The organism is Pseudoalteromonas sp. D15MCD-2 (assembly GCF_038562745.1).
Taxonomy (GTDB): Bacteria; Pseudomonadota; Gammaproteobacteria; order Enterobacterales; family Alteromonadaceae; genus Pseudoalteromonas.
Window position 1 is genome coordinate 503,264 of the sequence record NZ_JBCFQE010000001.1, and the last position, 15,160, is coordinate 518,423.

General features: G+C 43.4%; 10 protein-coding genes. 8 read left to right on the top strand and 2 right to left on the bottom strand.

Annotation, left to right across the window (positions count from 1 at the left end; all coding sequences use genetic code 11):
- Positions 1–89: 89 nt before the first annotated feature.
- Positions 90–2,336: a S46 family peptidase gene (locus AADY36_RS02320; RefSeq protein ID WP_342408445.1), complete on the top strand. Its 2,247-nt coding sequence runs from the start codon at positions 90–92 to the stop codon at positions 2,334–2,336.
- A gap of 139 nt (positions 2,337–2,475) precedes the next feature.
- Positions 2,476–5,154: a M14 family metallopeptidase gene (locus tag AADY36_RS02325; protein ID WP_342408446.1), complete on the top strand. Its 2,679-nt coding sequence runs from the start codon at positions 2,476–2,478 to the stop codon at positions 5,152–5,154.
- Positions 5,155–5,299: 145 nt separating this feature from the next.
- On the opposite strand, the gene AADY36_RS02330 is transcribed toward AADY36_RS02325, so the two are convergent.
- Positions 5,300–6,760 (bottom strand): Gfo/Idh/MocA family protein, encoded by a 1,461-nt coding sequence (locus AADY36_RS02330; RefSeq protein WP_054561075.1) that lies wholly within the window; start codon positions 6,758–6,760, stop codon positions 5,300–5,302.
- Positions 6,761–7,034: 274 nt separating this feature from the next.
- On the opposite strand from AADY36_RS02330, the gene AADY36_RS02335 reads away from it, so the two are divergent.
- Genes AADY36_RS02335 through AADY36_RS02360 form a run of 6 tightly spaced genes read left to right on the top strand, consistent with a single transcriptional unit; the run spans position 7,035 to position 13,737 of the window.
- A complete protein-coding gene (locus AADY36_RS02335; RefSeq protein ID WP_342408447.1) occupies positions 7,035–8,300 on the top strand; it encodes a D-tagatose-bisphosphate aldolase, class II, non-catalytic subunit in 1,266 nt (421 codons plus the stop codon).
- Between the two features lie 23 nt (positions 8,301–8,323).
- Entirely contained in the window at positions 8,324–9,442 is a 1,119-nt protein-coding gene (locus AADY36_RS02340) for an SIS domain-containing protein (RefSeq protein ID WP_055020785.1), read from the top strand.
- 17 nt (positions 9,443–9,459) lie between these two features.
- A complete protein-coding gene (locus AADY36_RS02345; protein ID WP_342408448.1) occupies positions 9,460–10,383 on the top strand; it encodes an ROK family protein in 924 nt (307 codons plus the stop codon).
- Positions 10,361–11,524: an N-acetylglucosamine-6-phosphate deacetylase gene (gene nagA / locus AADY36_RS02350; RefSeq protein WP_342408449.1), complete on the top strand. Its 1,164-nt coding sequence runs from the start codon at positions 10,361–10,363 to the stop codon at positions 11,522–11,524. Before AADY36_RS02345 ends, nagA begins: the two co-directional genes overlap by 23 nt.
- A gap of 13 nt (positions 11,525–11,537) precedes the next feature.
- The gene (locus AADY36_RS02355) at positions 11,538–13,232 is read left to right on the top strand and encodes a GMC family oxidoreductase (protein WP_342408450.1); all 1,695 of its coding nucleotides are present in this window, start codon (positions 11,538–11,540) and stop codon (positions 13,230–13,232) included.
- The gene (locus tag AADY36_RS02360) at positions 13,225–13,737 is read left to right on the top strand and encodes a hypothetical protein (RefSeq protein ID WP_342408451.1); all 513 of its coding nucleotides are present in this window, start codon (positions 13,225–13,227) and stop codon (positions 13,735–13,737) included. The genes AADY36_RS02355 and AADY36_RS02360 overlap by 8 nt, the downstream gene beginning before the upstream one ends.
- A 30-nt stretch (positions 13,738–13,767) precedes the next feature.
- On the opposite strand, the gene AADY36_RS02365 is transcribed toward AADY36_RS02360, so the two are convergent.
- A complete protein-coding gene (locus tag AADY36_RS02365) occupies positions 13,768–15,099 on the bottom strand; it encodes a sugar MFS transporter (protein ID WP_055020781.1) in 1,332 nt (443 codons plus the stop codon).
- Positions 15,100–15,160: the final 61 nt, after the last annotated feature.

Consider the following 15,160-nt stretch of genomic DNA (forward strand, 5'->3'; position numbering starts at 1 on the left):
TATCCCTTTACTCAATCAAGGTTATGGTAGTCTTAGCGCGATTTTTTAAGGCAACAATGGAATAGTGCTTTGCACTGACTGGGATTAACATGATTAAAAAAAATATTATTACTACTTCATTAGCACTCATGGGGGTTGTCGCTGTAGGTAGCGCACACGCTGATGAAGGGCAGTGGCAACCGCATCAATTAAAACAATTACAAAGCGAGTTTGACCGCGTCGGTATCGAATTACCGGCTTCACAAGTGGCAGATCTTAACCAATATCCACTCAATGCAGTGGTTGGTTTAGGCTATTGCTCTGCGTCATTTGTGTCACCAAAAGGCTTAGCTGTAACTAATCATCACTGTGCTTATGGCGCGATTCAAAATAACAGCACACCAGAAAATAACTTAATTGAAAAAGGCTTTTTAGCAGCTGACTTGTCAAAAGAATTACCAGCAGGCCCGCAAGAGCGTTTGTACGTAACTGAACAAGTGGATGATGTAACAGATCGCGTACTGGGTAACTTACCAGCAGATCTACACGGCAAAGCGCGTTTTGAGGCGATTCAAGCAAACCGCAAAGCCTTGATCAGTGAGTGTGAATCAGATCCTAACTACCGTTGTACAGTCCGTGATTTCCATCATGGCTTAGAGTACTTCATGATCAAACAACTGATGATCAAAGATGTGCGCTTAGTGTATGCTCCGGCAGAAGCGCTAGGTAACTTTGGTGGTGACATCGATAACTTTGAATACCCACGTCACACGGCGGATTTTACTTTCGTACGTGGTTATGTTGGTAAAGATGGCAAGCCTGCAGATTACAGCGAAGATAACGTACCTTATGAGCCAAAGTCGTTCTTAAAAGTGAATGCGAGCGGCGTAAGCTTAGGTGATGGTGTGCTGGTGGCAGGTTACCCTGGCCGCACTAGCCGCTATAAACTAGCAGATGAAGTAAATTATTCAGCGAGTTGGTATTATCCTACATTGCTTAATACTTACAACATGACCCTTGATGTGATTGCCAAGCAGAGCAAAGGCGATGAGCAAGCACAAGTTAAATATGCCTCTCGTGTAAAAAGCACTAACAACCGTTTAAAGAAACTGGAAGGCTTACAGGATGGTTTTAAAGTAACGGATATTCCGGGAATTAAAGCTACGCAAGAGCAAGAATACTTAGCTTGGTTTGCACAAAGTGCTGAGCGTAAAGCGTACGCAGATTCATATCACGCATTACAGTCATTATTAGTAGAAGCGCACGCACAGCAACAAAGCCATTTTTACTTTGATTACGCAAAACGCGCAGACTTATTAAGTACGGCAATTCGTTTATACCGCTTAGCTAAAGAAAGCGAAAAGCCTAATGCAGAGCGCGAAATGGGTTATCAAGAGCGCGATCTTCCTATGCTTAAAGCGCGTTTAGAGCGTTTACAAAAACAGTTTACGCCTGAAGTCGATAAAGCCTTATGGTTAAGCTACTTAGGTAACTATTTAGCGCAAGATAAAGCAGCGCAAGTTGCGGCATTAAACGACGGCTTAGGTATTACAGATACCACTACACAGGCTGAGCTTGATGCGATTATTGCTTCTTTTTATGCTAATACAGAGCTTACAGATGTAGAAGCACGTGTTAACTGGATTGGTAAATCTGTCGCAGAGTTTGAAGCATCAAACGATCCATTCATAAAGTTAGCTGTTGCTCTATACGATACCAACATGGCACAAGAAGCTGATAAAAAAGAAATGGCGGGTCGCTTAGCTGAAATTCGTCCGCAATATATGCAAGCCGTGATCGCCTTTAATACAGCCAAAGGTAAGCCAGTTTACCCAGATGCAAATGGCACATTACGCGTAAGCTATGCACAAGTTGATGGTTACCCAGCAGCAGATGCTGTGTATAAAACGCCATTTACATCACTACGTGGTTTAGTGGCTAAACACACAGGTGAAAAACCATTTGTTGTTACCGATAAAGTACTTGAAGCATACAAAAAGCAAGCATTTGGCGCGTATTACCGTGGTGACTTAGGTCTACCAGGCGTAAGTTGTAGCTTATTCAGCTTTGGTTGTGAGCCTCAGGCGGCTAAACCTCTTGAAGTTAACTCAGTACCAGTCAACTTTTTAAGTAGCGCTGATACCACAGGGGGTAACTCAGGTTCGCCAGTCATGAATGGTAAAGGTGAATTAGTGGGTCTTAATTTTGACTCGACTTATGAATCAATCACCAAAGATTGGTACTTTAACGCCAAGATCACCCGTGCTATTCACGTTGATATTCGATACATGCTTTGGTTAATGGAAGAAGTTGATAACGCAGGTTACCTACTTGATGAAATGACCCTAGTTAAATAGCTCCGCTATGTTAATAATAACCGCAGCAATCGCTGCGGTTTTTTTATGTCTTTAATTTTTGCCAATCTAACGTTTTTAATTTGTTTATTTTCAATACTTTTGTAATGTACAAATCAGATACTTTTACTTGGGAAAAATAATGAGCGCCAAACAAATAATAAAAGCCATTTCAGTGAGTGTTGTGGCAATAACGGCAAGCTTTAATGCCAGTGCAGCGAATACCGAAACAATGTGGCCGGGCACGGCTTATAATCAGCAAATACCAACATTTAAACAAGTACTTGGGTACGATGTAGGTGAGCGCATTACCAATTACAACGATATGCGTCGTTATTTAAGCGCCCTTGAACAAGCTGCGCCTGATCGTATTAAAGTGTTTAAGTACGCAAACAGCTGGGAAGGTCGTGAGCTTGTTTATGCGGTGGTTGGCACCGCGGATCATATTCGCTCATTAGAAACCCTCGCCAATAACACCCAAGCCTTGGCTGATCCGCGTATTACCTCTGAAAAAGAAGCTAAGTCGCTAATTAAAAATTTACCGACGTCTGTGTGGCTTCAGTATGCCGTGCACGGTAATGAAATTAGCTCAACCGATGCTGCACTATTCACTGCATATCACTTATTAGCAGCCCCGAATGATGCCGTTAACAGTAAAATTTTAGACAACACAGTGGTGTTTATCGACCCACTACAAAACCCTGATGGTCGTGAGCGTTTTGTTACTCGTTATTATGCGACCGTGGGTCTTGAGCACAGTGCAGATAGGTTAAGTGCGGAGCATAATGAGCCATGGCCAAGAGGCCGAACAAATCATTATTTGTTTGATATGAACCGTGATTGGTTAGCGCTTACTCAGCCTGAAAGTAAAGGTAGAGTGGCTGCAATCAATAAATATCAACCACAAGTGGTGGTTGATATTCATGAAATGGGCGGCGACCAATCTTACTACTTTGCACCGGCTGCTCAGCCATTTAACCCGCATATGACGAAAACCCAAATCGCCAACATGGATGCGATTGGGCAAAATCATGCGAAGTATTTTGATGAGTTTGGCTTTGATTACTTTACCCGTGAAATCTTTGATGCCTTTTATCCAGGTTACGGTGATAGCTGGCCAGTATTTTATGGTGCATCAGCATCAACTTACGAAGTCGGCTCTGCACGTGGCCACGTGTTTGAGAAAAATACCGGTGAACTACTCACCTATTTTAATACTGTAAAGCGTCAATTTGTGGCCTCAATTTCGACCGCCGAAGGGGCTGCCAACCAACGTGAAAAACTACTAGGTGACTTTTATCAATATCAAGTTGATGCAATTGACTCGGGTAAAGATAGCAAAGAGCGTGTTTATATTTTACCTAAGCAAAGTAACCGTGAAGGCGCTCATAGACTCGCAACCTTAATGGCTGAGCATGGTGTTGAAGTTAAACAAGCAACTGAAGACTTCAAAGCCTGTGGCGTTAAGTATAAAGCGGGTAGCTATTTTATTGATACCGCGCAGCCACGCGGGGTATTTGTGCGTACCACGTTTACAGATCAAGTAGATATGGCTGAAGCATTTGTGAAAGAGCAAGAAAGACGTCGTGCTCGTAACCTAGGTGATGAAATTTACGATGTCACAGGTTGGTCGCTGCCGATGATGTTTAATGTTGATAGCGATAGTTGTGGTCGCGCAGTTAGCGCAGATAGTAAAGCGGTTCAGGCCGACGACACATTGCTTGGTAAAGTGAATAATCCAGAAGCCTCAGTGGCTTATATTGTTGCTTGGGGTGATACGGCCGCAGCACGCTTTTTAACAGCAGCACTGCAAGCTGGCATTAAACTGAAAAGTGCTGATCAAGCATTTGTATTGGGTGATAAAACTAACTACCCAGCGGGTAGCTTAGTAATCGAAAAACGCCTAAACGATAAAGACTTACTCACCAAAATTAGCCAAATTGCTGAGCAAACTGGTGCAATAGTTGATGGTGTGGATTCAAGTTGGGTGATTGAAGGCCCAAGCTTTGGTAGTAACAAAACAGTGCCTATGGTAGCACCAAAAGTGGCGATTGCATGGGATGCAGCCACTCGTGAGCTAAGCGCCGGTAACACTCGTTTTGTTATCGAAAGACAGCTTGGCTACCCGGTGACAGCTATTCGCACACCCATGCTTGCTTGGGCTGATTTAAGTGATTACCAAGTGCTTATTTTACCAGAAGGTAATTACGAGCAAGCACTAGGTAAATCGGGTGCAGCTAATTTAAAAAGCTGGGTTAAAGCGGGTGGCGTGTTGATTGCCCTAGGTAATGCTAACCGCTTTACCACTAATGCTGATTACGGTTTGTTAGATGTTCAACGCGAGCAAGCTTACCGAGAAGATAAAGCAAGTAGCAGTGATGATAAAAGTAGTAAAGTGGCAGGGCAGTTATTTGCTTCTCGCGATGATTTAAAAGCAGCTAGCATTGAGCCACATACATCGCCAGACTATGTAGCCGGTGTACTTGCAAATGTTGAAGTAGACCAAGAGCATTGGTTAACCGCTGGGGTTGATAAAGACCTTGTTGCGGTAGCTTACGGTAATGATATTTACACGCCAATAAAACTGAACTCAGGTAAAAACTTAGCTTGGTTTACAGGTAAAGATGATGTGCTAGCAAGTGGTTATCTATGGCAGCAAAATAAAGCACAGCTTGCGTATAAGCCATTGCTTGTTCATCAACCGCAAGGCAAAGGCATGGTGATAGGCTTTACACAGTCACCAACCTACCGTGCCTACCTTGAAGGCATGAATGTACTGTTAACTAACACGATTTTCCGTGCTGCAGCACATGCTCAGTAAGGTTTTAGTCTAATCAAAAAGCCCGCCGATGTTGCGGGCTTTTTTGTGTTTAGATATCTATAAAACACAATTCCAAAAAGAGTGGGCAATAAAAAAGCCCGCAGGGCAAAGGGCGGGCTTTTTAGTATTCCAAGGAGAGAAAGTGCTAAGACACAATCCCTAGTGGCTTACCTGTTTGCCAAGCGCCACGGGTAAAGTCTGGAATCGTTTTGCTGTTACTTCTATCTGCAACTGATGCCATACTTTGCGGGAAGATTGATGACCATGCTGCGGCATCGTATACATCTTGATCGAGTGGCTCATTATTGCGTAAGCAGTAGATCATGCGCCAAAGCATAATGAAGTCCATACCGCCGTGGCCACCGTTCTTGACCGCTTCTTCACCCATGCGTTTCCATAGTGGGTGATCAAACTCAGCACGCCACTTTTCCATATCTTGATCCCAGCTATGAAAGTTTTGCATATGTGGCTTACGACCCTGCGAACCTGCTTTTTCCCAGGCAGCGAGCTCAGCTTCATATTGCTGTTGGTAAATTTTCGCGATGGCTGGTGGCACATCTTCAAGAGCAATACGGTTAGGGAATCCAGCAAATGTGCCATTAGTACCTTGAATTAAGTTATGGCGGCTGTACGGACGAGGGCTTGTGGTGTCGTGCTGAACCATAATGCTACGACCTTTCACTGTTTTAATAATGCTGGTGTTCATGTCGCCAGCAGTAAATTTCAGTGAGCGACGTTCGTGGCCCGCAGGAAATTCACGCTCTGCGTAAGCTGCGCGGCCAAGTGCAGGTGAGCTGACTGATGTAACAAAATCAAAGCGGTCACCACGGTTGATGTTCATATACTGAGAAACTGGGCCTAAACCATGGGTTGGGTATAAGTTACCGTTTACCTTGGTATGCCAGTAAGTACGCCAAGAACCTGTGCTGCGGTCAATTTCTTTCATTTGCCAACGCAGGTCATGAATATAAGCAGCTTCACCATGCAGTAACTCACCAAATACGCCTTTACGAACCATGTTTAAAACCATTAACTCGTCACGGCCGTAGTTAACGTTTTCCATCATCATGCAGTTCTTTTGCGTGCGCTCAGCAGTGTTTACTAGTTGCCAACACTCTTCCATCGTGGTTGCTGCAGGTACTTCAACAAAGGCGTGCTTACCACTTTCCATGGTCTCAACACTCATAGGTGTGTGCCATTTCCAAGGGGTTGAAATGATCACAATGTCGATGTCATCGCGAGCAAGCATGTCTAAATAGGCTTTATCAGAACCCGTATAAGCAGTTGGTTTAGGTAAGCCTTTTTCAACAACATAATTAACAGACTTATCTAGCATTAGCTGATCTGTATCGCAAATAGCTTTAATTTCAACACCTTCAATATGGCAAAGATGTTTAACATGGCCGCTACCACGTTGACCAACCCCAATAAAACCAACACGTACCACATCCATTGCTGGCACAGCTAAGCCCATTACACTTTTACCTTGAGCTGCAAGCGGTGTGCTTTGATTATCACCTTGTTGGCTTTTTGCACAGCCAGTCACGACTGTCGCGGCGGTAATGGCTGCGGCAGATTTTAAAAAACTACGTCTATCTATTGTCATAACGATACCTAAATCACTGAGATTATTTTAATAGTGGGTTTCAGTTGTTTCTGTTATATCGCAACTCAAAGTCAATTACAATTAAATGCTTTCAAATTCTTTCGTAACTTTGGATTTTATCATTTTAATCCTTATGTAATAGTGTGTTTAGCGTGTTTTAAACTTATTTTGCATCTTTCACTATCTTTCGTTTTGTTGCGCAGCGTTTCGCGCTGTGCTACTGTAATTTCAAATCACGTATCTAACCATAGGCGTAAGCTGCTTGGAGAAAACCATGAATGCATTAAAAACGATTATAAATAACAATCGAGTAGGGCAAGCGCAGGGTATTTATTCTGTGTGTTGTGCACACCCGCTCGTTATCGAAGCAGCAATGTTGCAAGCTCTCAATGATGACACCGAAATTTTAATTGAAGCTACGGCGAATCAAGTTAATCAGTTTGGTGGTTACACAGGGATGAAGCCCCATGACTTCGTTGAGTTTGTTCATACAATAGCCGAAAAAGTAGGGTTAGATACCCAGCGCGTTATTTTGGGGGGTGATCATTTAGGGCCAGTGTGTTGGGTAAATGAGCCTGCAGAGGTTGCAATGGTAAAAGCTGTTGACTTAGTAAAAGCCTATGCAAGCGCTGGTTTTAAGAAAATTCATTTAGATGCCAGTATGCCATGCGCTGACGATGGAGAACGTTTAGCTGATGCCGAAATTGCCAAGCGTGCCGCATTGATGTGCCAAGCCGCTGAGTCGGTAGCAAAAGATAACGATATTCTTTATGTGGTGGGTACTGAGGTTCCTCCTCCGGGTGGCGCTACAGAAGAACATGAAATTATTGAGGTATCTCATGTTGAGGGAGTGCAGCAAACAATCGAATTACATCAGGCTGCATTTGCGAACTTAAATATAAGCGATGTCTGGTCACGCGTTATTGCTGTTGTTGTGCAGCCAGGAGTTGAGTTTGATAACCATCAAATTTTTGATTATCAACGTAATGAAGCTCAAAAACTAAAAGAGTTTATCACCACTGTCGATAACCTTGTTTATGAGGCTCACTCTACCGACTATCAGCCAGATCATTGCTACCACGAACTGGTACAAGATCACTTTGCCATATTAAAAGTGGGTCCTCAGCTTACCTATGCACTACGCGAAGGGTTGTTTGCATTATCTTATATTGAAGATCAATTAGTCGAAGCGGCTAACCGCTCTAATTTACGTGATGTATGTGAGCGCATCATGCTTGAAAAGCCACATTACTGGAATAAGTTTTACCCAACACAAGGTGCTGAAGCTAAGCTGTTTAGAGCTTATAGTTATAGCGACCGTATTCGTTATTACTGGCCTGAAGATGAAATAAAACAAACTGTAGAAACACTGTTTGAAAACTTAGAAGGGCAAATTATCCCACAGACCTTGCTTAGTCAGTTTATGCCAGCGCAATACAAGGCATTGATCAATGGCCAAATTAACTCATCACCTCGTGAGTTAGTACTCAATAAAATAATGGAAGTAACGAATACCTATTCGCGTGCTTGTAATCAATAAGTGGTGTTGAGAGAGAATTAGTTATGACGCAGTATTTATCTTTAAACGAAGCAGAGCTTAAGCAGCAAAACGCATATTGGACAGCAAGAGAAATCTCTCAGCAGCCAGAGTCATGGTGCAATACAGCGGCTATTATTGAAACGCATCGAGCAGAAATAAGCGCATTTTTAGCGCCAATTTTGGCATTAAAAGGACTGCAAATCGTATTAACGGGGGCTGGCACATCAGCCTATGTTGGCGAAGCATTAGCACCACACTTATCAGCTAAAACGGATTTAAATGTGCGCGCAGTTAGTACTACAGACATTGTGTCTAACCCACATGGTTTTTTAAAGAAGGGCACACCCACTTTACTTATTTCTTATGCGCGTTCAGGTAATAGCCCTGAAAGTGTCGCGGCGGTTGATATCGCAGAGCAAGTTGTTGAAAAGTGCTATCACTTAGTCATTACCTGTAATGAAAATGGTGAATTAGCGAAAAGAGCGGCAGCTAAAAAAAATAGTTTTAGTGTACTTATGCCAAAAGAAACCCTAGATGAAAGCTTTGCTATGACCAGTAGTTTCACTTCGATGCTGCTTTCAACCTTATGTATTTTTACTCCTGATGTTAACCAGCTTGCACAAGTTGCCACGCAGACACAGCAGCTGCTCGACACGCAACTTGAAGAGATCAAAGGCTTTGCGCAAACAGATATTGAACGTTTGGTGTTTTTAGGAGCAGGCTCATTACTTGGCTATGCGAAAGAAGCGGCCTTAAAGTGCTTAGAGCTGACCAATGGTGATTTAATAAGCTACTTTGAAACCCCACTTGGTTTTCGTCATGGTCCTAAAACCATTATTAATGATAAAACCGCAGTGATGTTAATGGCCTCAAGTGATTTTTATAGTAGTTTGTATGATACTGATTTATATAATGAACTACTAAATGACCAACAGTGTTTTGCGGTTAAAAAGCTGGCGTTAAATACTGAACTGGTCGAGCTAGATGATGTTTGGCAAGGTCTGTATTATATTGTCTATTGTCAGATTTTTGCATTTTATAAATCAATGTCACTCGGTTTAACACCTGATAACCCTTGTCCTACGGGCGAAGTTAACCGTGTTGTAAAAGGGGTAACTATTTACCCATTAACTTCTCGCTAAGTAGTGTTGGGTAAAGTATGGCTGTTTACGGACTCGATATTGGTGGTACAAAAATAGAGACCGCCATTTTTAATGATAATTTAGAGCAACAGCAAAGTTGGCGTATTACTACGCCAACTGATGACTATCAGCAATTTTTGCACGCAATTTATCAGCAGGTAATTAAAGCCGATGAACTGACAGGTTGCCAAGGTGCGGTGGGCATCGGTATGCCAGGTATCGTTAATGATGAAGGTAAAGTGCTGTCGGCTAATGTGCCGTGTGCTACAGGCAAAGTGATTGCCAACGATCTTCAAGCATTATTAAAACGCCCTGTTGCGATATTAAATGACACCCGATGTTTCGCTTTATCAGAAGCAAATGGCGGAGCTGGTGAAGGTTATAGCCGAGTATTCGGTGCCATTGTTGGCACTGGTGCGGCGGGCGGTATGTGTATTGATGGAACCTTGTTTAACCAAGGTTTGGGCATGTCAGGGGAGTACGGCCATTTACCACTTTCAGCATATTTGCAGCAAAAATACCAGCTGCCAGTTTTAAAGTGCGGTTGTGGTTTAAATGGCTGTGTCGAAAGTTATATTGCAGGGCCCGGTGTACAAACCTTGTACCAGCATATTACGCAATCTCCTAAATCTGCGATTGAATGGGCAAACGATATCAAACGTGGTGATGAGAAAGCCTTAAAGGTGCTAGCTTGTTACTTAGATATTCTTGGCGAAACCTTTGCTGCTATTAGTAAAAGTTTGCACCCAGAAGTTATCGTGCTTGGGGGCGGGTTGTCGCTCATTGATGCAATAGTAGAAAAACTCCCTGACGCGATTCAAACTCATTTATTTTCAGGTTTTGCCGTGCCAGAAGTGAAGCTTGCAAAATTTGGTGATTCTAGCGGCGTAAGAGGCGCTGCAATAATAGGAAGTGTTCATGCTAATTCCAACGCATCTTAATCGTTATTACTTAAAAGCCGCAAAAGTGGTGACTGCTGATGCGGTTTTACTCGATCATGTGGTCTTGGTCGAGCAAGGTAAAATTACTGCCATTACCACGCAAATAGCGCCCGAGATCGAGGTAATAGATTTAGGTGAGCACAGTTTATTTCCGGGCTTTATCGATTTACATATTCATGGCCGTGAAGGCTGCGATATTATGGACGGCACCCCAGAATCACTAGAGACTATTTCTCGTTCTTTAGTAAAGCACGGCGTAACGGGTTTTGTTGGCACAACGGTGACCGCAGACTGGGACGTCTCAATTCAAGCTTATAAAAATATGGCGAGTGCGTATCAAAAAGGCTTGGCTGGAGCGCAGTTGCTAGGGGCTTATAACGAAGGTTTATTCTTTGCCGAAGCACATAAGGGCGCGCATAACGAGTCATTTTTTTTAGAGCTTACTAAACAGCGATTTGATGAAATTTATGCCGCATGTGAAGGTTGCTTAAGCTCATTTGCGTTAGCGCCAGAACTACTTAAATCCCCCGATATGATCCGCTATATCACCGATAAAGGTGTGCGTGTGATGCTCGGCCATACAGATGCTAATTTTGAGCAAACAACACAAGCTCTTGCTCATGGTGCCTGCGGTGGTGTGCATATTTTTAATGGTATGCGCGGTATTCATCATCGTGATCCCGGCTGTACTGGCGCACTGTTGATGGACAACGATGCCATGGTTGAGCTTATTCCTGATGGTATTCATTTGCACCCTAGCATCATGAACATGGTTTACCGTTTAAAAGGGGCAGATAAAATTGCTCTGATCACAGATTGCGTTAGCGCCGGAGGCTTACAAGATGGTCGCTACCGCTTAGGTGAGCTTCCTATTGTGGTTGAGCAAGGTGTTGCACGCACTGAGAGCGGCTCTTTAGCGGGCAGTACATTAACCATGGAAGTTGGCGTTGAGCGTTTTTATAACCTAACCGACGCAAGCCTAGTTGAAGCAACTAAAATGGCCAGTTTAGTACCCGCTGAGTTTTTAAATAAAGCGGAGCAAATAGGCAGTATTGCGGTAGGTAAACAGGCTAATTTTGCCCTGCTCGATAAAGACTTCTCTGTGCAAGCAACGATCTGTGCGGGTAAGCAAATCTATTAAAAGTTAAGTGAGAATGCAGGCAAAAGTATTCGATGCCATTGTTATTGGCAGTGGCATTACTGGCGGCTGGGCTGCTAAAGAACTAACCGAAAAAGGGCTCAATGTACTGTTACTGGAACGTGGCAGGCAGGTTGTGCACGGTACAGACTATATAACTGCCTTTAAAGATGATTGGCAACTGCCATTTCGCGACAGGCCCAGCCTACTAGAAAAACAGAATCAAGCTAAACAAGCACGCACTGGCTATGCCACTAAGCAATCAATAAAACACTGGTTTGTGAATGATTTGCAGCACCCTTATCAAGAATCTCAGCGTTTTGATTGGATCAGAGGGTATCATCTTGGTGGGCGCTCATTAACTTGGGGGCGGCAATGCTTGCGCCTCAGTGATATAGATTTTGCAGCCAACAAACAAGATGGTCACGGCGTTGATTGGCCTGTGCGCTATCAAGATATTGCGCCTTGGTACGATAAAGTCGAAGCCTACATCGGGGTTATTGGCGAAGCGCTGAACTTACCTCAGCTACCAGATGGACCTTACTTACCTCCTTTTGCGCTTAATGCCGTAGAGCAGCAGCTTAAACAAAGTTTATTAACTCACTACACTAATCGTCACCTCACCATCGGTCGAGTAGCCCATTTAACCAAGGCAAAGCCTGAGCAAGGTCGTGCACCATGCAGCAAGCGCAACCGCTGTATGCGAGGTTGTCCAACTGGTAGTTATTTTAGTAGTTTAGCCTCTACCTTACCTGCAGCGATGCGTACTGGGCGACTCACTATTCAGACTCACTCCATTGCCAAAGAGATTATTTACAATCCAGATAGCGGGCAAGCCACAGGTGTGAAAGTAATTGATGCTGAATCTAAAAAAGAGCGTATCGAGCGAGCGAACATCATTTTTTGCTGTGCATCAACGGTAGCCACAACAGCCTTGTTATTAAATTCAACCTCTGCACGTTTTCCTAATGGCTTAGGGAACGATAGTGGAGAGCTTGGTCATAACCTTATGGATCACCATTTTAGGGTTGGCGCAACTGGCGAGCCTAGGGGCTTTGCTGATGACTTTAATGATGGCGACAGACCCGTTGGCTTTCATATCCCGCGTTTTCGAAACCTTGATGATAACGAGCAGCATAGCTTTATTCGAGGCTATGGCTATCAAGGATACGCAACACGCAAAGATTGGCGACGGGGCTTTAAAGAACTTAGCTTTGGTAAGGCTTTTCGAGAAGAGCTTGCCAAGCCTGGGCCTTGGCAAGTTGCATTGATAGGTTTTGGTGAATGCCTGCCTTATCATCGTAATAAAATGAGCTTAGATCCGGTATTAAAAGATCAATGGGGATTACCTTTAGTTAATTTCGATTGTCAATTTGCAGAAAACGAGCAGCGCATGCGCGAGGATATGAAAGCACAAGCCGTCGAGATGCTAAGCAAAGCTGGTTATCAAAATGTGCAAGCGTACGATAAAGGCTCAGCCCCGGGGCAGGCCATCCACGAAATGGGAACTGCGCGCATGGGGCATGATGCTACAACCTCTGTGCTTAATTGTTACAACCAAATTCACAATGTGCGTAATGTTTATGTCACTGACGGCTCATTTATGTGCTCGTCGGGTTATCAGAACCCTTCGTTAACCTATATGGCATTTACTGCAAGAGCCGCCGATCATGCTGCACGACATTATCAAAATGGGGTGTTCAATGGCTGATCTACAAAGGCGAAATGCGATTAAATGTTTAGCTGCATTATTCGGTGCGGCTATTACGCCAGTGGCTGCGACTCAGCTATTTGATAAAGTGGATGACAATCATTTTGAGATGCTTAAAACAGCGGCTCATCGGGATGTGGTCACGCAAATGCAGGCGGTTATTTTAGAGCTAGAGCCAAATGAGCAACTGTATTTTAATTTAGTTGCTTTCACAGATTTAATGCTAGCAAATACACTAACTGTGACTGAACGTACGGCATGCTTAAAAGGCGCTGAGCTGATTGCAGAAGGTGCTCTTTCATCGTCGCAATTAGCAGATAAACTCACAGGTTTATTTTCTATCTCTTTGCAGCAGCAACAGCGCATAATAGCGCAGCAAGCCTTACCTATTTCAGAAGTGAGCCCTGATAAGCGTGACGAGTACTTAATATATAAGTGTATTTTTACCGTGCGTGAACTTTTGCTACTGGGCTATTTCACATCAGAAAAATTGCAGGCTAGTTAAATAGTAAAACAACTAAGCCTGCTCATGTCGTTACTTACGCCAACTTGTTAGTTTGTGACCAATCAGTGCGTAATAAAGAATAAACGCATAGCAAGGGATCAACAGATAGTAAGCTTGTTGTGCATTGCCCGTATATTCTGCAAATACACCGTATACCAAAGGCAATAGCGCGCCACCAGAAATCCCCATAATCAGTAATGCCGCGCCGGTTTGGGTTTTATCGCCAAGATTTGCAAGGGCCATTGGCCAAATGGTCGGCCATACCAGCGCATTCGATAAGCCAAGTAATGCAACAAATAACACGGTATCTGGAAAACTGTTATCAGCAAGCCAAAAGAGCACTACGTTTGCAATCGCAGTTTGTTGCGGTTCAATCAAAATGATACCAAGTGAAAACACACAACCACTTAACGCAGAAAATATCAGCGCCTGTTGCTGACTAAAAAAGCGAGGAATTAACACGATACCTAAAATATAACCTAGCACCATAAAGCCCATGGTGTAAGAGGTGAGCTCTGCGAACTGCAATACCCCTTGTTCTTTGCCGTAAAGGCCGATAGTGTCGCCGGCAATAACTTCTGCACCTATGTAAAAGAATAGGGCTATCACGCCTAAAACTAAGTGTGGAAATTGCAGGACTGATTTACTCTCGCTGTTGTTGCTGGTTTTTGGTTGTTCAATATCAGGTAGCGGAGCCAGCATGATTAACGCGGCTAATATCACTAATGCGATTGCCATTACAAAGTAAGGAGTAATTAAACGATTAGCCAGTTCTTGTAACTGTAATTGCTTTTGAATGCTGTTTAATTGGGCCAAAGCCTCTGGACTAAAGCTGGCAATGTCGCTAAATACAATCGCTGAGAAGAGCAATGGAGCAACCACACCAGCACTCTTATTGAGAATACCCATAATGCTAATGCGCACGGCTGCCGTGTCTTTAGAGCCTATTAGCACGATGTAAGGATTCGCAGCGGTTTGTAATAAGGTGAGGCCGCTACCTAACGTAAATAAGGCAACCAAAAATAACCAATACGCTTGAATTTGTGCCGCAGGAATAAACAACAGTGCACCCAATGCCATGGTGCCTAAACCAAACGACATTCCATGTTTATAACTGAATATTTGCAAAATCTTAGCGCTTGGCAGTGCCATCACAGTATAGGCGATATAAAACACCAGTGTCACCATGTAAGCTTCAATATGGTTGAGATCGCAGACCATTTGTAAAAATGGGATTAAAGAGCCATTAAGCCAGGTTATAAAACCAAATAAGAAAAACAAGCCACCTATGATCATCATAGGCAGTAATTGCGTGCGATTGGTGTGTTCTGTTTGCTCTAACAGTGAGCTTTGTGTTGTCATTTTTGTCACCAAAGAAGTTTGTTGTGAAATAATCATAAACCAAAATTCGTAAGTTTTGAAA